General features: G+C 41.0%; 19 protein-coding genes. 13 read left to right on the forward strand and 6 right to left on the reverse strand.

Annotated elements, in window-relative coordinates; all coding sequences use genetic code 11:
* Positions 1-4: 4 nt before the first annotated feature.
* Positions 5-1,297, reverse strand: coding sequence for a hypothetical protein (locus G6R02_RS01385; RefSeq protein WP_164667483.1), 1,293 nt, complete (start codon positions 1,295-1,297; stop codon positions 5-7).
* A gap of 221 nt (positions 1,298-1,518) precedes the next feature.
* Between G6R02_RS01385 and G6R02_RS01390 the strand changes: the two genes are divergently transcribed.
* Positions 1,519-2,562, forward strand: a complete 1,044-nt coding sequence (locus G6R02_RS01390) for an NAD(P)H-dependent flavin oxidoreductase (protein WP_164667484.1) — start codon at positions 1,519-1,521, stop codon at positions 2,560-2,562.
* Positions 2,563-2,655: 93 nt separating this feature from the next.
* On the opposite strand, the gene G6R02_RS01395 is transcribed toward G6R02_RS01390, so the two are convergent.
* Positions 2,656-4,275, reverse strand: a complete 1,620-nt coding sequence (locus G6R02_RS01395; protein ID WP_164667485.1) for a long-chain fatty acid--CoA ligase — start codon at positions 4,273-4,275, stop codon at positions 2,656-2,658.
* 217 nt (positions 4,276-4,492) lie between these two features.
* On the opposite strand from G6R02_RS01395, the gene G6R02_RS01400 reads away from it, so the two are divergent.
* The 4 genes from G6R02_RS01400 (at position 4,493) to G6R02_RS01415 (ending at position 8,416) form a co-directional block, all read left to right on the forward strand.
* Positions 4,493-5,836 carry an MATE family efflux transporter gene (locus G6R02_RS01400; protein ID WP_164667486.1) on the forward strand — a complete coding sequence of 448 codons (1,344 nt, stop codon included), beginning with the start codon at positions 4,493-4,495 and terminating at the stop codon, positions 5,834-5,836.
* Between the two features lie 46 nt (positions 5,837-5,882).
* Positions 5,883-6,500: a lysozyme family protein gene (locus G6R02_RS01405; RefSeq protein WP_164667487.1), complete on the forward strand. Its 618-nt coding sequence runs from the start codon at positions 5,883-5,885 to the stop codon at positions 6,498-6,500.
* A 50-nt stretch (positions 6,501-6,550) separates the two neighbouring features.
* Positions 6,551-6,928: a RidA family protein gene (locus G6R02_RS01410; RefSeq protein WP_164667488.1), complete on the forward strand. Its 378-nt coding sequence runs from the start codon at positions 6,551-6,553 to the stop codon at positions 6,926-6,928.
* Between the two features lie 318 nt (positions 6,929-7,246).
* Positions 7,247-8,416, forward strand: coding sequence for an iron-containing alcohol dehydrogenase (locus G6R02_RS01415; protein ID WP_164667489.1), 1,170 nt, complete (start codon positions 7,247-7,249; stop codon positions 8,414-8,416).
* A gap of 265 nt (positions 8,417-8,681) precedes the next feature.
* Here G6R02_RS01415 and G6R02_RS01420 read toward each other — a convergent pair whose 3' ends face one another.
* Together G6R02_RS01420 and G6R02_RS01425 are read right to left on the reverse strand one after the other, a co-directional pair.
* Complete coding sequence (locus G6R02_RS01420) at positions 8,682-8,927, reverse strand: YuzB family protein (protein WP_164667490.1); 246 nt, start codon at positions 8,925-8,927, stop codon at positions 8,682-8,684.
* Between the two features lie 405 nt (positions 8,928-9,332).
* A complete protein-coding gene (locus tag G6R02_RS01425) occupies positions 9,333-10,532 on the reverse strand; it encodes an MFS transporter (protein WP_164667491.1) in 1,200 nt (399 codons plus the stop codon).
* A gap of 265 nt (positions 10,533-10,797) precedes the next feature.
* On the opposite strand from G6R02_RS01425, the gene G6R02_RS01430 reads away from it, so the two are divergent.
* Positions 10,798-11,700: a DUF1002 domain-containing protein gene (locus G6R02_RS01430; RefSeq protein ID WP_164667492.1), complete on the forward strand. Its 903-nt coding sequence runs from the start codon at positions 10,798-10,800 to the stop codon at positions 11,698-11,700.
* 53 nt (positions 11,701-11,753) lie between these two features.
* Here the strand turns inward: G6R02_RS01430 and G6R02_RS01435 are convergent, their stop codons facing one another.
* The gene (locus G6R02_RS01435; RefSeq protein WP_164667493.1) at positions 11,754-12,119 is read right to left on the reverse strand and encodes a DUF3899 domain-containing protein; all 366 of its coding nucleotides are present in this window, start codon (positions 12,117-12,119) and stop codon (positions 11,754-11,756) included.
* Positions 12,120-12,371: 252 nt separating this feature from the next.
* On the opposite strand from G6R02_RS01435, the gene G6R02_RS01440 reads away from it, so the two are divergent.
* The 6 genes from G6R02_RS01440 to G6R02_RS01465 all read left to right on the forward strand — a co-directional run bounded on the left by G6R02_RS01440 (position 12,372) and on the right by G6R02_RS01465 (position 19,338).
* On the forward strand, positions 12,372-14,075 hold the full coding sequence (locus G6R02_RS01440; protein WP_164667494.1) for a peptide ABC transporter substrate-binding protein: 1,704 nt from the start codon (positions 12,372-12,374) through the stop codon (positions 14,073-14,075).
* A 155-nt stretch (positions 14,076-14,230) separates the two neighbouring features.
* The gene (opp3b, locus tag G6R02_RS01445) at positions 14,231-15,160 is read left to right on the forward strand and encodes an oligopeptide ABC transporter permease (RefSeq protein ID WP_164667495.1); all 930 of its coding nucleotides are present in this window, start codon (positions 14,231-14,233) and stop codon (positions 15,158-15,160) included.
* Positions 15,161-16,318: an oligopeptide ABC transporter permease gene (gene opp3C, locus G6R02_RS01450; RefSeq protein WP_164667496.1), complete on the forward strand. Its 1,158-nt coding sequence runs from the start codon at positions 15,161-15,163 to the stop codon at positions 16,316-16,318.
* Between the two features lie 18 nt (positions 16,319-16,336).
* Positions 16,337-17,389: an ABC transporter ATP-binding protein gene (locus G6R02_RS01455; protein WP_164667497.1), complete on the forward strand. Its 1,053-nt coding sequence runs from the start codon at positions 16,337-16,339 to the stop codon at positions 17,387-17,389.
* Positions 17,389-18,321, forward strand: a complete 933-nt coding sequence (locus G6R02_RS01460; RefSeq protein ID WP_164667498.1) for an ABC transporter ATP-binding protein — start codon at positions 17,389-17,391, stop codon at positions 18,319-18,321. The genes G6R02_RS01455 and G6R02_RS01460 overlap by 1 nt, the downstream gene beginning before the upstream one ends.
* A 255-nt stretch (positions 18,322-18,576) precedes the next feature.
* Positions 18,577-19,338 carry a 3D domain-containing protein gene (locus G6R02_RS01465; protein WP_164667499.1) on the forward strand — a complete coding sequence of 254 codons (762 nt, stop codon included), beginning with the start codon at positions 18,577-18,579 and terminating at the stop codon, positions 19,336-19,338.
* Between the two features lie 71 nt (positions 19,339-19,409).
* Here the strand turns inward: G6R02_RS01465 and G6R02_RS20205 are convergent, their stop codons facing one another.
* The gene (locus G6R02_RS20205; RefSeq protein WP_281347076.1) at positions 19,410-19,541 is read right to left on the reverse strand and encodes a hypothetical protein; all 132 of its coding nucleotides are present in this window, start codon (positions 19,539-19,541) and stop codon (positions 19,410-19,412) included.
* A gap of 239 nt (positions 19,542-19,780) precedes the next feature.
* Here G6R02_RS20205 and G6R02_RS01470 point away from each other — a divergent pair, with 239 nt between their 5' ends.
* Entirely contained in the window at positions 19,781-20,971 is a 1,191-nt protein-coding gene (locus G6R02_RS01470; RefSeq protein WP_164667500.1) for a glycine C-acetyltransferase, read from the forward strand.
* Positions 20,972-21,002 lie beyond the last annotated feature (31 nt).

Below are 21,002 nucleotides of genomic sequence, written 5' to 3' on the forward strand. Positions count from 1 at the left end.
TTTATTACTGATTCAACTGAAACAACTTCCTTGGACGGCCTTTTACATAAGGCTTTTCTTCACCGACTACTCTAATAACGTTGCCTGCCAGGAGTTTTTTAACCGTTCGTTCTGCACTGCGCTTTGTTACCCGGTAATAACTGGCGATGTCATTGGATGAAAATGGTTCGTTATTTCTAATCTCGATAAAGTCAATGAAGTTATAGGATAACTCATTATTAAGTTTTGCCCGATGAATTAGTGACTGGTACAGCTCTGAGGTATTAAATTCTTTTTCAACCCCGAGCGGACCAATTGTATCCCGGCGTTCATTCACGATGTAGCATGTCCCTCCGTCGGATCGTTCACACGCTTCGAGTGCCATCTTTGCGTTGTCCTCTGCCTGTTTTGCAGTCAGTCCCAGGCCAAATCCGATATCAACCGAAGTATTCAGTGCTTGTTCCATTTCCTTAAGTAACGGAAAATCCCGGTAGTGATTAGTGATATGGTCCAATATTCCGCGTGTCCCGAATAATACGAATTGATCATTTCCATTTGATAAAACCGATGCATATGTTTTTTGGGAATACTTTAATAGGATTTGATGGAGCTTCAATAGTAATTCCTGTGCATGAAAATCGCCTTTTTCCGATTTGATTGAATCAAAGTCCTTGATGCGAACGTAGCCAGCGACTATTTGGGCGCTTTTCGACTGATTCAGTGTTGCAATTGATTTGGCTCTTTCAACTGCCCGTTCAAGGTTAAGCTTTGGAATTTGCATAATACTGGTGGGGATGCCTTTCGCCTTCAATTTTAATTCAACCTCATCAATGGATGTCAGCACATAGTCTGTTTTGCCCGCGTTCCAAAGGTCTTCATGGTGGCTGACAATCCGGTCGATTTCAACTGAATCGTCATGTCCGAAGCTATATGTATAAATTTCCTCACCACTTATTTTTATTTCATTCAGTACCTCATCTACATTTGTGCTGTCAAGTACATCAATGGACAGGCGATTGAGTTCCTGATTTTGATAGTTTCGTACATGGTAAAATGAAGTAAGAATCATATACTCATCAAAATCCACCTGGACTGCCGGAAGCCTTTTCTTGTCTATTTTCTCTTTGGCATACAAATAAGGCAAAGATCCTGCAAATAAATAAATATCGCACATTATTGCTTTTTCTACCAAATCCGCTGTTTCTTTTGCCTCGGAATAGACAAATGGAAAGATTTCGATATCATCCTGGTCTTCAACATAGCTGTATATTCTGTCAATTAACGCTTCACGGCCAAATACAGCAATCTTTGTTTTCACAAATAGTCCCCCTAAAAAATGATATTGTCATAGGTTTACATTTTGGATTAGAATCAAATAATTAACGATATATTTAGCGACTTCATTCGTTAATCTCTATCATAATACGGAATTTTCTTAATATTGTCAAGAAGGAAACATAGGAAAGTTATGGAAACTATTAATATAGGCTTATATTGTGGTATTCTTTCAGTAAGAGCAAAGGTATCGGAGGGTAGAATATGATTCAATTATTGGAAAAACTGCAAATAGATATCCCTGTCATTCAGGCTGGAATGGCCGGTGGAATTACAACTCCTGAAATGGTAGCTGCGGTTGCAGAATCAGGTGCGCTAGGGACAATTGGAGCAGGATATATGAGTGCTCCCGCATTAAAAAGTGATATTTTAGCGGTGAAGCAGTTAACGGACAAGCCATTTGCTGTAAATCTTTTTGCAGTTAATCTGGAGGCGTTTTCCACTGAGGTAAATTCTATGCAGCAATTGTTAAATAAATACAGGGAAGAACTCGATCTCGATCCAGGGGAAGATTCAGTAAAGGTTCACGACCATTTGCAGGAAAAAGTCTATGTGATTTTGGAAGAAAATATCCCGATTGTCAGCACAGCGTTTGGTGTATTGCCGTCCGTCTTAATTGAGCGGTTAAAAGAAAATCATGTGACCCTGATTGGCATGGCAACCAACCTGGATGAAGCAAGAAAACTTGAAGAAGCGGGATATGATGTCGTTGTTGCCCAGGGAAATGAAGCGGGCGGACACAGAGGGACATTCGATGTAAACAAATACCCGGATGGATGTAACATCGGCCTGCATGTGCTTGTGCAGGAATTGGTTGATAACATATCCATACCGGTTGTGGCAGCAGGTGGTATTCATTCTAAGAATCAGGCTGATGCACTTATGGTCTTAGGGGCTTCAGGTGTTCAGCTGGGCACACGGTTTCTTGTGGCAAAAGAAGCAGGGACAAATGCTGCTTATTGCCGGGAACTCATTAAAGCCAAAACAGGTGACACCGCTATTACGAAAGTATTTTCCGGACGGCCGGCACGTGCTATCCAGAATCGTTTTATAAAAGAGGTGGGGGAGAGCGGTATAACGCTGTTACCATTCCCAATCCAAAACCAGTTGACCAAAGATATCCGTTTTGCCGGGAAAGAATATGCAGTAGCTGATATGCAATCACTATGGGCAGGCCAGGGTGTTGGTGCAATTGATAAGGAAGAATATGTTTTTGATATTATACGTTCTCTTGTTGAAGAGACATAGGGACAGGCTCCTTGTCTCATTCACGTTTCAATACGGAAACTGCTAATACCTTAAAACGAGGCTGCCCAAATCTGGGACAGCCTCTTCATCTATTTAGCCCTGCATATTATAATGCTCCTTCACCTGTTCACGCAATTGCCGCTTCAGGAATTTCCCAACAGATGTTTTTGGAATTTCATCGAAAAACAATACGTCATCAGGGAGCCACCATTTCGCAAATTGCGGACGGATAAATTCGAGCAGATCATCCTTTCCAACTTTGTCAGCATAGCCCTCATGCAAAACAACACATGCAACAGGTCGTTCCTGCCATTCGGCATCCGGGATTGCGATAACACTTGCTTCAAAAACAGCTTCATGTGCCATGAAGGCGTTTTCAAGATCAACCGACGAAATCCATTCACCACCACTTTTAATCAAATCTTTTGTACGGTCAACAATTTTGATGGTACCTTCTTCGTCGACAGTCACGACATCACCCGTGTAGAACCAGCCGCCACGGAAGGCATTTTCCGTCCGTTCATCCTTATAGTACTCATTGGCAATCCAAGGCCCGCGCAATAGCAGTTCACCCATTTCTTCATCATTCCATGCAACCTCGCCATTATCTCCAAGAACCTTCATTTCAAGCCCTGGTACGAGTGCACCCTGTTTTGCGCGTTGTGTTAATTTATCCTCTTCACTCATATCCTGCTGGTAGCTTTTTAATCTTGAGAATGTGACAAGTGGTGTCGTTTCCGTTGCCCCGTATGCGTGTGCGAATGGGATGCCTAATTTTTGTTCAAAGGCCTGGATAAGCCCCTTTGGTGCGGCAGATCCACCACAAAGAACAGCACGCAGGCTTGATGTATCATAATCACCTTGCTCCAGCTCACGCAAGACTCCCAGCCAAATCGTTGGAACACCAGCTGTAATCGTGACACGAAACTTATCAATAAACTCAGCAAGCCGCTTAGGTGTGAAACGTGGTCCCGGCATAACCTGTGTCGTGCCAAACCAGGTACACGCAAAAGGTGTCCCCCAGGCATTTACGTGGAACTGCGGTACAACTGGCATGCAAACATCGGACTCTGATATTGCTGCTGAATCAGCCAGTCCAAGTGCATAGCTGTGCAGTACGATACCGCGGTGTGAATAGACAACACCTTTAGGCTTGCCGGTTGTTGCGGATGTGTAACACATGCCGGCAGGGTCATTTTCATCAATTGTCCGGTCGAATTCATAAGCAGGATTTCCGGTTTGCAGTAATTCTTCATAGGAGTAAAGTGGATTAAGTGATGATTCCGGGAGGTCGGATTTGTCTGTCATAACGACAATCGCTTCAACAGTTTTGAGCTTATCCTGTACTGCTTCAACAAGAGGTAAAACATCTTCGTCAACAAATAATATTTTGTCTTCAGCGTGGTTGATAATGTAAATGATGTGTTCCGGTGACAGGCGAATATTAATGGTATGCAGCACTGCCCCCATTCCAGGTGCGGCAAAATAAATCTCGAGATGGCGGTGATGGTTCCAAGCCAGAGTACCAACCCGGTCACCCTTTTGTACACCAAGTTCGTCCATCACACTCATCAAACGCCTGGTGCGCTTACCGATATCAGCATATGTAAGCCGGTGAAGCTTATCATGCGTCTGTGAGATGACCTGTTTTTTGGCAAAAAACTTCTCAGCATGTTCGAGCATTGGTCCAACTGTTAACGGATCTTGCATCATACAAAACATCCCCTTTTTATAAAGTTTTTCAAGCTTGTTTTTATAATATCATATAATTGGAAGTATTTTAAAAATTATTTAAATAATTTTTGGGAAAGAAAACAGTTATCAATTCGTGATAGAATATTAGAAGTGATTTAGCGTTTTAGGATTCTAATTTAGCGTTTCCCACTTTTGAGACATGTCCAGATGTAATGAGAGAAAGGTTGAACAATAGATGAAGAAGCAGCACGATTTCACACAAGGAAATATTTTAAAGCAGCTGATCATCTTTTCCGGACCGGTTATGCTTACCAATCTGCTGCAAACTTCCTATCAGTTTGCCGACAGTCTGTGGGTCGGGAACCTTTTAGGTGCAAATGCGCTTGGATCTGTCGCGGTCTCAAGTACGATTATTTTCACGGTGTTATCATTTGTTCTCGGACTGAACAATGCAGCACTGACCATTTTGTCGCAGCAAAAAGGGAAAAATAATGATGATGGGTTAAACCGTTATCTGAATGCGTTTGTTGTGATCCTGACAATAATGGCACTCGTGCTAAGTACTGCAGGTTTTCTCCTTGCCGAAAGTTTATTGCAGCTTTTGGGAACACCGGAAAATATGATGAATCAGGCGAAAGCTTATTTGCAAATAAATTTTCTCGGGATTTTGTTTTTATTCGGCTATAACTTTATCAGTACCGTATTACGCGCGCTGGGGGACAGTAAAACACCGCTCCGGTTTGTCATGATTGCCGTGCTGTTGAATATCGTGCTGAATCCGCTGTTCATTGCCGGGTTTGACTTAGGGATTGAGGGTGCAGCATATGGCACAATTGTTGCGCAGGGCAGTGCATTTCTTTACGGCATCATCTACGTGCTGTACCGTAAACTTGCTCCATTCAGCATGCCGAAATTGCCATCGAAACAGGAAGTCGGACTAATCCTGAATCTGGGAATTCCATCCGGGCTGCAAATGGCAGTTATCTCAGCTGGTGTTGCAGCAATCATGAGTGTCGTTACCGGTTTTGGTGACGGTGTTGTTGCCGGATTTGGTGCGGCACAGCGGCTTGACAGTATTTTAATGCTGCCGGCGCATGCACTCGGGACATCGGTAAACAGTATGGCTGGGCAAAATATCGGTGTCGGCAATTGGCAGCGGGTAAAGCGCATTGCCAAATTTGGTGTACTGTATAATTTGTCTGTTATGGTGGCTGTGGGATTAATTGTTGTCTTCTTTGCAGAGTTTGGTATTCGGCTGTTCATCCAGGATGAGGCAGCAGTCGATTTCGGAACAACGTATTTAAAAATAGTCGCCTTATGCTATCCGTTCCTTGGCATTAATTTTATTTTAAACGGGATTGTTCGCGCATCAGGAGCAATGTATCAGGTGCTTGCACTGAATTTTATATCATTTTGGATTTTGCGCTATCCGTTTACAGCACTTTTCTCGAATTGGTTCGGTCAAACCGGAATTGCAATTGGTATGGGAGCAAGCTTTTTAGTAAGCAGCCTTTGTGCCTTCTTGTATTTCCGCTTTGGAAAATGGCGGGAAAAAGAACTGTTTGCAAAGCGGGCTTAGTATATATGTCTATGAAAAATGCATCAAAGATTAATAGAGGGATATCATGAAACCTAAAACGAAAAAAGCAATTAAAAAAACGATGGCAGTTGCAGCTGTACTAATCGGGATATTGATTCTCGTGTCGATTGTATCTCTGGAAAGCCCGCGGAATAACTTCGAGCTGTCCCGTCCACTGGTAAGTGAACAGGTGTGGGATTACAAACCGACCGTTGAAAAATATGCTGAGCAATACGGGGTGACTGAATATGTCGACGTGATATTAGCGATGATGATGCAGGAATCAGGCGGCCGTGGCAATGATCCAATGCAATCATCAGAAAGCTATTGCGGGGAGCGGGGTTGTATCAATGATCCGGAACTTTCCATAAAACAGGGAGTTTACTATTTTTCACAGACGATTAAAGAGGCAAAAGGTGATCTGAAACTGGCAATCCAGTCATACAATTTTGGAAAAGGCTTCATTGATTACGTTAGCGCCAATTCGGGTGCCTATTCACAGCAGGCAGCAATTGATTTTTCCCAAAAAATGTATAACGAAGCAGCGAACAAATCCATTTATACATGTTTGCGGGAGAAGGCGAAGCAATACAACGCCTGCTATGGTGATATTTATTATGTTCGTGATGTGATGGAGTACCGGGATGTGCTTGCAAAAAAGTAGTAAGCCTTTAAATGGAATGATAACATGGAATTAAAAAGGGAGGAATTGACATGGTAAAAGCAGTACATACTGCATTTGCGCCAGAAGCAATCGGGCCGTATTCGCAGGCAATAGAAGCTGGAGATTTTGTTTATGTTTCAGGACAAATCGGAATTAATCCTGGTACAGGAGAAGTTGCAGACGGAATTGAGGAGCAGACGAAGCAAGTCATGGCAAATCTGCTTGCGATATTAAAAGAAGCAGGAACTGATTTTTCCCAGGTAGTGAAGTTTACGATTTATTTAGCATCAATGGATGACTTTGCAACGGTGAACGAATTGTACAGCGGTTATTTAAAAGAACCCTACCCGGCACGTGCTACTGTTGAAGTAAGCAGATTACCAAAGAATGTTCTTGTGGAAATAGATGCAGTTGTTTATAAAAAATAAAGGTAAATGTGCTTGAATACGTGCAATACTGCGGACAACTCGCGCGATGTCATCGTCGACTCGCGCGATATCAATGATAACTCGTGCAATAATAAGGGAATCTCGCGTGATATACATCCTAACTCGCGCAATAACCATTCGAAGATGCGCAATAAATCAACAACTCGCGCAATAACCATTCGAAGATGCGCAATAAATCAACAACTCGCGCAATAACCATTCGAAGATGCGCAATAAATCAACAACTCGCGCAATAACCATCCAAAGACGCGTAAAAAAACCAATGAAAGCTCGTGCCGGTAATGGGGGAGGGATTTTATGGATAATTTCACATTTCACAATCCGGTTAAGCTGATTTTCGGGAAAGACCAGCTGGATGCACTGCCTGAGGAAATCTCTAAGTATGGGAAAAAGGTATTGCTGCTTTATGGCGGCGGAAGTATAAAAAGAAATGGCATCTATGACCAGATCATCGAAAAGTTGAACAAAATAAATGCTGAAGTAGTTGAATTCTCAGGAATAGAAGCGAATCCGAAACTGTCAACTGTACGTGAGGCGGTTGAAGTTTGTAAAAAAGAACAAATTCAATCAGTGCTTGCAGTAGGCGGCGGCAGTGTAATTGATGCATCAAAAGCAATTGCTATCGGCGCGAAAACAGAAGCTGATGTATGGGACATTATTACAAAAAAAGAAAAGTCGACCGGTGCATTGCCAATTGGAACGGTTGTAACAATTGCTGCAGCCGGTTCAGAAATGAATGCAAGCTCGGTAATAACGAATTGGGAAACAAAGGAGAAAAAAGGGTGGTCTTCGCCATACACGTACCCAAAATTTTCGATTCTGGATCCGACGTTCACGTATTCCGTGCCACGTGTGCAGACGGTATTTGGCATCGTCGATATAATGGCACACGTTCTGGAAAATTATTTTCATCACACATCAAACACACCAGTGCAGGATGGGCTTTGTGAAACCATCTTGCGAGACCTGATCGAAACCGGTCCCCGACTGTTGGAGAAGCCGAATAGTTATGAGCTTCGTGAGACAGTCATGCTGAATGCAGTACTGGCCCGAAATGGCATGCTCAATATGGGATACAAAGGAGACTGGGCGACACATGATCTTGAACATGCAATCTCTGCAGTCCATGACATTCCACATGCCGGGGGAATCGCGATATTATTTCCAAACTGGATGAAGCATGTATTGGATGAAAATAATGTTAATCGTTTTAAACAGCTAGCGGTTCGTGTGTTTGATATTAACCTAAATGGTAAAAGTGACTATGAAGCAGCACTTGAAGGGATCAACAAGCTGCGTGCATTCTGGAGTGAGCTCGGTGCTCCGGAAAGATTGTCGTATTACGATATCGATGAAGGTGCGATTGACGAGATTGCGAATAAAACGGTTAGCGCGAAATCAGAATATGGTAAGTTTAAAAAAATGACAAGACAGGATTCGGTGGAAATATTGAAGTCAAGCCTGTGAGAAAATAGTTCATGAGGTGAACATAATGTATAAACCGCAGTATCGAAAAAAAGCATTTACAATTGCCTTAGGGGCTGGTGTTGTCGTATTTATTGGAGGGATCGTAACTAAGTTGTTGTAGTAATTCTGGTTATGGAAATTCATATAAACGATGTCAAATAGACTCTGATCTACCAGACAGGTTTCGGGAAAATGTGGAAGGCAAGTTTAAAAATGACATTTCCCGACAAAATATTTCCCGGGCAATAAATTAAGAACCAGCCGTTTATTGAAAAACAGCTAGTTCTTTTTTTATGGCTTCGCGTATTTTGTCTAAACATTCTTCAGGTGTATTGGCATATACGCGTTTATTGTTTACCAGTGCGTATGGTCTGACCCGGCAAAGCCCGCAAATAGCCAGACATTCATTTGTCAGTACAGCTACTTCCGGGAACTCTCTTTCAATAATTTCTTCTATATCCAAAGTAGTGATTGCATTTCCGTCACAAACCTCAACAACGACAACTCCCATTGCTATCACTTTCTTTCTATAATAAATATTGACCTTGTTAGTTGTAGCATATCCATTATAACAAATCAATATTTCTGCGTGAAAAATAAAGGTTGGATTAGCGAGAGGGTAGTGTATGCCAGGGTGCGGATTGGATGGTGTTTTACTCTGTAAAAAGAGCCTTGGAGGGAGTGCAGTTTTATGATTAGAAGAAGTAAAACAGGGTAGAATGCCGAAGTTCACAATGAATATGTCGAAGTTCACAATTCAAATCACCGAAGTTCACAACTATAATGCTGAAGTTCACAATTTGTTCGGCTCATTATCCGCAGCACTCCTGGAATTAGGGAAGCGAAAAAATTGCCCGACATCGCGCTCCTTAAAGAAAAGGCAGCAACTTTCCAAAGAGTTGCTGCCAACCAAAACTCACGACGAAGACAACCCGTGCGAACGTTTACCCTCATACTCATGTCTATACCATGCCACCAGCATTATAATGCCACATAAAATCAGCAGTCCACTCGTCACGAAAAACACGCCTGAGAACCCGAAAAAACCGGCGAGCACCCCACCCAATGCGGGCCCGATTATGTTTCCTAAAAAGCGCAACGAAGTATTATAGCCAAGCACTTCCCCCTGCATTGATAACGGTGCTTCCTGTCTGATATATGCAATCCGGACGGGAACAATTCCGCCAATTGAAATACCAAGTAAGAACCGCAAAACAACGAGCTGCCAGATGTTTGTTACAAATGCACCTGGGAAGTAGACAATTCCGGCCATAAATAATAGAAAGATTAAGATCTTTGTATAGCCAATCCGGTCACCCAATCTTCCCCAGCGTTTCGCCATCAGCAGGTTTCCGAGTCCGGCTGCAGAGAAAGCTATCCCGGAAAAGAATGCGATGCTTTGCGGGCCATGAATTTCAGCAACATATAATGAGAGAATTGGCTGAATACTGAAATGGGCGACCTGCACCAACACGGAAATAAGCATAACGATTAATAAAACCGGATTCTGGACTATATGCAAAAGCACTTCTTTTGTTGAGTAGGACTTATATTCTTTTTCATCCTCGGATTGCTGTATCAGTATTTCCTTGACACCAAATAGTACAATCAGACCGGAAAGGAAGACCATGATGGAAGTCCATTTGAATGTTGTCGCATAGCCGAACATATCGGCAAGTACCCCGCCGAGCATTGGGCCCATCAATGCCCCAGTAATACTCCCTGTCTGCAAGGTTCCCAACACCTGGCCGGCGACGTTTTTTGGAGTCTGCGTTGAAATCAGCGCCTGCGACATCGGGATGAAGCCTGTAAATATTCCCATAAATAACCGCAATAAAAAAAGCTCCCACACGGAAGTGGCAAACCCCATTAGTAATACAGATAATCCGAGTCCGGCAGCGGATAATATCAGAATTTTTTTCCGTCCATACTTATCACCAATTCGTCCCCAGATTGGGGAGAAGATAAACGCTGTGACAAACGTGATTCCGAAGATCCAGCCTGACCAGGTCTGTACATATGAGTCCGAGAAGCTTCCGAATTCTTCAATATATAATGAAATAAATGGAAGAACCATCGTGATGCTTCCGGCAATAAAAAAATTCGCAAACCACATGATGATTAAATTTCGTTTTACATTAGGATTTTGCTCGGAAATGACAAATCCCTTCTTTCCAAATTATTTCGATACTCTAAATATATAGTAATACAGCAAGATTTAAAACCTTTATGCTCATGCTCCGTTCCCTGCAGGTTATTTTGTTAAACAAACAGGGAAATATATGTTATTGATGTCCATAAACCGTTATAATAAATCGTAGTATATAATAGAATAAGACAAGCCTTGAAATATATTAATTTACAATAAAGGAGCAATAACAATGAAACGTTACCTTAAATTGGCAGCATTTTTAATAATCATCATTGGATTGATAGCAGGAATGGCAGCACCACCAGTATATGCAACCAGTGACAGTATCAATGAAAAACTTGGAGTTCCGATTGTGGTTTACGGAGATACCCTAACGGATGCACAAAAGAAAGAAGTTACGGAACTGCTCGAGGTAAAAGACCCGGAAACGGTAAAAGAATACACAGTAACCGGAGAAGATATTGCAAACTATATCAACGGTGACCCAAACTCCAGAATGTTTTCATCAGCAAAAATCACCCGTGAAGAAGAAGGGAAAGGCCTGACCATCAACATTGTGACACCGGATAATATTACCGAAGTATCCAGTGAAATGTACTCGAACGCCTTACTTACAGCCGGTGTGGAAAATGCAACTGTTGATGTGGCGTCACCTGTAAAAGTGAGCGGACATTCAGCATTAACCGGTATTTATAAAGCGTATGATGCGGAAGGTCAGCAGCTTGATAAAGAACGGATGCAGCTGGCAAACGATGAACTTGGTGTTGCAACGGATCTGGCAAATAAAGAAGGATTGAATCAGGAAAAAGTCAGTGAACTGCTGACGGAAATTAAAAAAGCAATTGCCGAACAGAATCCGGCCACAAAGGAAGAAGTGGAAAAAATTGTTCAGGAGCAGCTCAATAATTTGGGGATATCGCTAAGTGAACAGGACAAACAAATGCTGATTGATCTGTTTAACAGAATGCGCGATCTGAACATCAATTTTGATGAAGTGAAAAATCAGCTTGATGAAATTACTTCTAAAGTAAAAGACCTGGTAAATGACGAAGGATTCTGGAATAAAGTCGAGAACTTTTTCAAAGATTTCTTTAACATGATTGGAAACTTCCTTGAGGGATTATTTAAATAGGGGAAATAGTAATATACAGATAAATGGCTATCATAATTGATAGCCATTTTATATTATTTACTGTAATACACCAGGATAAGGACGATTAATAATAAGAGTAGAGCAAAACTCTGGAAACGTACAAACCGGTAAAACGAACTGTTTACTTTATAGGAAGGAAGCGGTTTTTTCTTCCAGTCGTCAAGGTAATCCGGATCTTTTGACATGACATGCCGGAACCTTCTAAATCCGAACGTCACTCCATCAAAAAAACCCCCCTTGATGGTATACATTGCCAGGTAAATAACCATATAAATCAGTAAAAAGTAAAATGTGATGTTTAAGCATTGAACCAGGGAAAACCCTGACTCAGACAGATTTACCAATATAAGGATTAAACCAATATTAGCTGTTAGAATAACCCAATTCTTTTGTCGCATAGCTGTCTGTTCCCACCTTCAGTATTTCTATCATAATCAGTATAGCATAGTTAAAAAGACTTCGATAAAATGAATTGTAAAAAAATTTTAAAACCGCTAAATCGCGTGGTGCATGCATTTGAAAATGAATCGTTCTTATTTTCACAAAAAAGTCTTTACAAACTTGTAAGAAAAATTGTATAATTCTATTTAGTAGATAGAATCTGCTAAAAAGTCAGAAAAATAAATAATATCAAGGGGGTATTTTTCAACATGAAGTTTAAGAAGGTATGGCTTTTAGCACTTGCATTAATGTTAGGTCTTTTCCTGGCAGCTTGTTCCGGCGGTGATGACTCAGAAGGTACGTCATCAGACAGCGGAAGCGACAGCAGTGGAGAAGAAACATCTAGTGAAGGTGAAGAAGAAAGCCAAGATGTTGAACAGGTATTGAATTTCATTAATGGTGATACGATTCCATCAATGGACGCATCCATGGTTACCGATGAATATGGTATCCAATTCCTGGGTGCGACAATGGAAGGTCTTTATCGTGTGAAAGACGGTGAAATCGTTCCAGGTATCGCTACAGAACATACAGTAAGTGATGATGGTACCGTTTGGACTTTTACACTTCGCGAAGATGCGAAATGGTCTAACGGTGACCCTGTAACAGCACATGACTTTGTTTATTCATGGCAGCGTGCTGTGGACCCTGACACTGGATCTGAATATGGTCCATATATGATGGGTGGCGTTATTAAAAACGCAACAGCTGTTAACAAAGGTGAAGTTCCTGTTGAGGAATTGGGCGTAAAAGCTGTTGATGACTATACCTTGGAAGTAACATTGGAAAACCCAACTCCTTATTTTGAGTCATTGACTGCATTCGCAACATACTACCCGTTGAATCAAAAATTTGTTGAAGAACAAGGCGACAAATATGCTACAAGTACAGAAACGCTTGTATTCAACGGACCATTTAAATTAACTGAATGGGAAAGCACAAGCAGCTCGTGGAATCTTGTGAAAAACGAGGACTACTGGGATGCTGAGACAGTACAACTTGAAAAAATGACTTATGAAGTTGTTAAAGATCCACAAACAGGGGTAGACCTTTACGAGTCAGGTGAAATCGACCGTGCTGGTTTATCTTCAGACCTTGTAGACAAATATTCTACACATGAAGATTACCGTGTAGTTCCAGAAACTTCATTGTTCTACCTGAAAATGAACCAGACTACAAGTGATGCACTTGCAAATGTAAATATGCGTAAGGCAATTAGCCGTGCGTTTAATAAAGAGGCATTGGTTAACGAAATCCTTAACAATGGATCTATTGTATCAACAGGTTTTGTTCCACAAGACTTCGTTCAAACTCCAAGTGGGGAAGATTTCCGTGAAGCAAACGGAGACCTTGTAACATATGATCCTGAAAAAGCGAAAGAACTTTGGAAAAAAGGTCTTGAAGAAATTGGTAAAGACTCTGTAGAACTTGAATTCCTTGCTGGTGACAGTGAAACAGCTAAAACAATGAACGAATATCTTGCTAATCAGCTTGAAACAACTCTACCAGGGTTGACTATTAACCTGAAGCAAGTTCCGTTTGAACAGCGTTTGGAATTGGATACAAACATGGACTATGATATCCAGTTCTCCGGATGGGGTCCAGACTATATGGATCCATATACCTTCCTGAATCTGTGGATTACTGATGGCGGAAATAATATGATGGGATACTCCAATGAAGAGTATGACAAATTACTCGAAGAAACAGCGACAACATTGGCACAAGATCCTGAAGCACGTTATCAGAACTTCCTGGAAGCAGAAAAAATCTTGGCTGAAACCGCAGCTGTAGCACCTGTTTACCAGAGTGCATCTGCTCAACTGGTTCGTCCTAAAGTACAGGATGTATACGTTAACTCATTTGGACCAACTTATGAGTACAAGTGGGCAAGCGTTGGAGCATCAGAATAAAATTTATTTTTAATAAAATATGCTGTATTCTCAAGGAAAAGAGAGTATATGACCTTATGGCATATACTCTCTTTTACCCTTGCTGGAAAAAAGTCATATAATAATGAATTTTTCATTAACATCAGGATGGTAACATAAAATCAGGAGGTGTAGGAATGCTTCGTTATATTTTAAAACGTATCTTTTACATGGCAATTACATTATTCATTATTGCCACCATCTCGTTTTTTCTAATGAAGATGCTGCCTGGCAGCCCTTTATCAGCTGAAAACAAGCTGACAGAAGAACAACAGGCGGTAGTTTTGGAAAAATATGGGCTAAATGACCCAATTCCAGTTCAATATGTAAACTATATAGCTGGTCTAGTACAAGGTGATTTAGGTATTTCCTTCCAGTTTGATAATACCCCGGTTACAAAAATCATTATGGATCGTATCGGTCCTTCCATGGTGCTTGGTGCTCAGGCTCTGGTTTTTGGTACAGTCCTGGGTATATTATTCGGACTGATTGCGGCGATTTACCATAATGGGTTTCTTGATTATACCTCAACCATCATAGCAGTTTTGGGAACATCAATCCCTTCTTTTATATTTGCAGGTTTACTGCAATGGTACGTAGCCGTTCAATGGGACTTGTTCCCTGTAGCCTTATGGGGAACATATGAACATACGGTTTTGCCGACAATAGCATTGTTGATTTTTCCGATGGCAATATCAGCCCGTTTCACTAGAACAGAAATGCTTGAGGTACTTGGCTCTGATTTCATTACTACTGCACGTGCTAAAGGACTTGGTGAGGCAGGAGTTATTTTTAAGCATGGATTGCGGAATGCGCTGATTCCGTTGGTAACAGTAATCGGACCAATGGCTGTTGGTCTAATGACAGGTACACTGGTTATTGAACAGATTTTTGCTGTTCCTGGAATAGGTGAACAATTTGTTACATCAGTAATGGTGATAGATTATCCTACTATTATGGGACTAACATTATTCTTTGCATTCCTGTTTGTGGCAATTATTCTGGTAATCGACCTTCTTTACGTATTAATCGATCCAAGAATCCGACTGACAGGAGGGGAAATCTAAATGGCACAAGACAACAAGCAAAACGACGCACCAAAAGAACTGTTTGTCCCTCTTGAAAACAAAGAGGATACAAGTGAAAAGATTTCCGGCCCTCCGAGATCTTTTATGCAGGATGCCAGAAGAACTTTTTTGAAAAACAAGTTTGCGGTAGTCAGCGTCATTTTGCTGCTCTTTATTATTATAATGAGTATTATCGGACCATATTTTAATGAGTATAAAATGGATGGTCAGGATTTAACAAGAGCAAAAATGCCGGCACGTGTACCAGTTCTTGAAAATATCTCATGGCTTGGTATGGATGGTACACTTACAGGAAATTTTGAAGGAGCTACAGTCGAAGAGGCAAGTAAGAAAGCGGTAATGCGCTTTGAAAATAATGAAGAATTTGTTGATATTGAAGTCCTTTCTGAAGGAGACGGTTCAGAGGACTCAGCAAGAGTAGAGGCAACTTACCATATTTATGAAGCAAAAGAAATGACAGATAAATATTATTGGCTGGGAACGGATACGCTTGGACGTGACCAGTGGACAAGGATATGGCTGGGAACAAGAGTATCGCTCATTATTGCTTTTGTTGCAGCATTAATTGACTTAGTAATTGGTGTTGCTTATGGTGGAATATCAGGCTATTACGGTGGACGAGTCGACAGTGTTATGCAACGTATATTGGAAGTCCTTGTTGGAATACCGAACTTAGTTGTCATATTACTGATGATTATTGTTCTGAAACCGGGTATTGTTTCCATTGTCATAGCCCTTACGATAACCGGATGGATAGGAATGGCACGTATCGTAAGGGGAGAAGTACTGAAACTGAAAAATGAGGAATTTGTACTTGCCGCCAGGACACTTGGCCAATCAAGCGGGAAGATCATACGGAAACATCTATTGCCGAATGTTGCTGGGATCATTATTATCAATACAATGTTTACCATTCCGAATGCGATTTTCTTTGAGGCATTTCTAAGCTTTATTGGACTTGGGATTGCACCACCGGAGGCATCGCTTGGTGCATTGATTGATGCGGGATTCAAGGTCTTTAGACTTTATCCGCATATGGTACTGTATCCTGCGATTCTTATTTCAATAATAATGATTGCATTTAACTTGATTGGTGACGGACTTCGTGATGCGTTTGATCCGAAAATGCATAAATAGAAAGGTAGGTGTTTCTGAATGAGTAAATTATTGGAAGTAAAAGATTTAAATGTATCATTTAACACCTACAGCGGTGAAGTGCAAGCCGTAAGAGGTGTGAATTTTGATTTGGAAAAAGGTGAGACACTGGCTATTGTTGGTGAATCCGGCTCGGGGAAATCAGTAACAACCAAGGCACTAATGCAACTGCTTCCGAAGCCACAAGGCCAAATTAAATCCGGTCAGATTCTGTTTGAAGGAACGGATATTGCTCACTATTCAAATAAAAAAATGCAAAAGATTCGCGGAAGTGAAATGTCCATGGTGTTCCAGGATCCGATGACTTCCTTGAACCCGACAATGAAAGTGGGAAATCAGATTATGGAAGGTCTGATCAAACACCGTAAAATGGGACGTGCGGAAGCGAAAAATAAAGCTATCGAATTGTTGGAACTTGTTGGAATTCCACAGCCAACTGTCCGTTTAAATCAATACCCGCACCAATTTTCCGGTGGTATGCGTCAGCGTGCCGTAGTAGCGATAGCACTTGCTTGTAACCCGAAAGTGCTTATTGCAGATGAACCTACGACAGCACTTGACGTTACGATCCAGGCACAAATTCTTGATCTGATGAAGGATATTCAACGGGAAACGGAAAGTGCGATTGTATTTATTACACACGACCTTGGTGTTGTGGCAAACGTAGCTGACCGTGTAGCGGTTATGTATGCCGGAAAAATCGTTGAGATTGGTAAGGTTGATGAGATTTTCTATAATCCGAAACATCCTTACACATGGGGACTTCTTGGTTCCATGCCAACACTTGACAGTAAAGAGGAAGAATTGTTCACTATCCCGGGTAGCCCGCCGGATATGCTGAATCCTCCTCCTGGTGATGCGTTTGCACCAAGAAACAGATTTGCAATGGAAATCGATACAAAAATGGAACCACCAATGTTCAAAGTATCTGATACACATTACGCTGCCACCTGGCTGCTGCATGAGAATGCACCGAAGATTGAACCGCCTGATTCTGTCAAACGCAGAATGCAAGGATTTGCTTCGACAGACGATAAGGATGGTGAAGAGTAATGGGAACTGAAAAAATATTGGAAGTAAATAATTTGCAAAAACATTTCAAAGCCGGACGCAAGAACACCATCAAAGCGGTGGACGGGATAACGTTCGATATTAATGAAGGAGAAACGTTCGGTCTTGTTGGTGAATCCGGATGTGGAAAATCAACAACCGGCCGTACAATTATTCGCTTGTACGAAGCAACAGGCGGTGAAGTTTTATTTAAGAATGAGAGTGTCCATGGAAAAAAATCCAAAGAAGATCTGATGAAGTTTAACCGAAAAATGCAGATGATATTCCAGGACCCTTCATCTTCATTGAATCCAAGAATGACTGTAATGGACATTATCGCCGAAGGAATTGACATTCATAATCTGGCAAAAGATGAAAATGATCGTAAAAATCGTGTGGAAGAGTTATTGGAAACGGTTGGATTAAACAAAGAACATGCGACTCGTTTTCCGCATGAATTCAGTGGAGGACAGCGCCAGCGTATTGGTATTGCGCGAGCCCTGGCTGTTGAACCTGAATTCATTATTGCCGATGAGCCAATTTCTGCACTTGATGTATCCATTCAGGCACAGGTAGTCAACTTGCTGAAAAAGTTGCAGCGTGAACGCAACCTGACATTCCTGTTCATTGCACACGATTTGTCAATGGTTAAGTATATCAGTGATCGAATCGGTGTTATGTACTTCGGGAATATGGTTGAATTGGCTGATAGTGACGAGTTATACAAAAACCCGCTTCATCCATATACAAAATCATTGTTATCCGCGATCCCATTACCTGATCCGGAATACGAACGGAATCGTTCACGTGTAGCATACGATCCTTCTGAATATGAAACAAGTGAAGAACCGGAACTCCGGGAAGTTAAGCCTGGGCACTTTGTGCGCTGTACAACAGCAGAATTTGAACAATATCAAAAACAACTGAAAGAATAGGTAATAAAAATCCCTTACTGCGGTCAACTGCAGTAAGGGATTTTTTTGATAGAATGATATATTTTTGCCACAAAACCGGTGATTTTCGCAGGTTTATGTAACATTTCCACCCGTTTGCAACAAATCTATTATAAATGTAATATTTTCCTGCTAGTTTGGTAATCCTTGTAATAGACTCTTAAAAGTCTTGTAACTGCATTGCCTGATGGGCTGTGATACGATGGGCAATGTCAGAATTTAAAGGAGGGACTACCTATGAAGAAACTAGTAGCATCAATAGCTACGGGTGTCATTATTGCTGGCGTAACATTCACCTCTGTTTCTGCGGAGGAATATAAAGTTAAAAAAGGAGACAATCTCTGGGACATTGCAGAGAAATACGATACTACCGTTGACGAATTAGTTGAAATAAACGAGCTAAAAACGACAGTAATTCAACCAAAACAAAAACTATTTATAAATGAAACATACATGGTAGAGAAAGGCGATACATTAATTGGGATCAGTAAAGAATATGATGTATCCGTAAAAGATCTGAAGAAATGGAATAACCTCAATTCAGATTTGATTGTCATTGGACAAGAACTTGAAATTAAAGGTGTTAATGTCGAACAGGAAAATAAGCCTGCAGCAACAATTGAAAAAGAGACATCATCAAATGAAAGTTCATCCAATGAAACAGCTCAATCCAGCAAGAAGGAAAATAAATCTGACAACAGTCCGGATGGAAAAACAATTTCCGTAACTGCAACAGCGTACACTGCTGATTGTGATGGCTGTTCAGGTATTACTTCTACAGGAATAGATTTGAATGCAAATCCAAATGCAAAAGTAATTGCAGTGGATCCGAATGTAATTCCGCTTGGATCTGAAGTTTATGTAGAAGGTTATGGTTATGCAACTGCTGCAGACGTTGGTGGAGCTATTGATGGAAACAGAATTGATATTCATGTACCAACGAAATCCGAAGCATATGACTGGGGAAGACGCACGGTTGATGTAACGATCGTTAACTAAAAATTAAATGCTGGCAATAACAAGGAAAACGTCTTTACTGGACGTTTTCCTTTTTTATTTATAGTGAAACATTAATTCACGATTAATGTGTTATCATTTTCCTGTTCGACAACATCGTTTGGCTCATCGGTATGTTGTGTAAAACCGATAATTCCAAAACTTAGTATCAAAACCATAAACAGTGCGATTAATAGTTTTTTCATTTTACTTCCCTCACTTTATTAATCTATATAAAGTATAATAAAATAGAGTTAAAAGCACCATAGATTTTTGTGACAAAATCGCAGGTAAATCTTACAAAAATGACATGTTTGAAAAATAACGTCATGATCAGTATCGAAGTGCCAATTATGCAAACATGTGTTAAACTCAATAATGGAATATGTTTATTTTAAAAACGAAAGATAATAAAAGCGCTTACATATGAAGGAGGAAGTGACAAATGACAAGTAAAGTATTACACTCATTTCTGGAAGATAACATTGCGGACCTAAAAGAACGTGGTCTTTATAATGAAATCGATCCTGTGCAAGGTGCAAATGGCCCAATCATTCAAATTGATGGTAAGAAACTGATTAATCTTTCATCCAATAACTATTTGGGACTTGCAACAGATGAACGCCTGAAAGAAGTCGCGAAAGATGCAGTTGATTCACACGGTGTTGGTGCTGGTGCTGTGCGTACAATTAACGGTACATTGGATCTGCATCTTGAACTGGAAAAGAAACTGGCTGCATTTAAAGGAACGGAAGCAGTGATTTCCTATCAGTCCGGTTTTAACTGTAACATGGCTGCTATTTCAGCAGTGATGGATAAAAATGATGCGATTCTTTCGGATGCATTGAATCATGCTTCGATTATTGATGGGTGCAGGCTCTCCAAAGCAAAAATTATCCCATTTGAACATTCCAATATGGATGATTTACGTAAAAAAGCGAAAGAAGCAGTGGAATCCGGAGAATACAATAAAATAATGGTTATCACTGATGGTGTATTTTCCATGGATGGTGACATTGCCAAGCTTCCCGAAATTGTAGAGATAGCTGAAGAATTTGACCTGATCACATATGTTGATGATGCACATGGTTCAGGTGTATTAGGAAAAGGTGCCGGTACCGTAAAACATTTCGGTCTGCAGGATAAAGTGGATTTCCAGATGGGAACATTATCAAAAGCAATCGGTGTAATCGGCGGATATGTTGCTGGTAAAACCGAGCTGATCGACTGGCTGCGTGTCCGTTCCCGTCCGTTCTTATTTTCAACAGCTGTTTCTCCGGCAGATGCTGCAGCAAGTACAAAAGCGGTTGATTTACTGTTGGAGTCTACTGATTTGAATGAAAAACTTTGGGAAAACGGTGATTATTTAAAAGAAGGACTGAAAAATATCGGGTTTGATATCGGTAACAGTGAAACACCAATAACGCCATGTATAATCGGTGATGAAAACGATACACAGAAATTCAGTAAACGATTATATGAAGAAGGCGTTTATGCAAAATCAATCGTTTTCCCTACCGTACCAAGAGGAACCGGCCGTGTGCGCAATATGCCGACAGCAGCACATACAAAAGAGATGCTTGATGATGCAATTGCAGTCTACAAAAAAGCAGGAAAAGAAATGGGTCTCATTTAATCAGAGAGACTCCTCGTTGGGGGTAACTATC

The organism is Virgibacillus doumboii, assembly GCF_902806455.1.
Lineage (GTDB): Bacteria > Bacillota > Bacilli > Bacillales > Amphibacillaceae > Lentibacillus > Lentibacillus doumboii.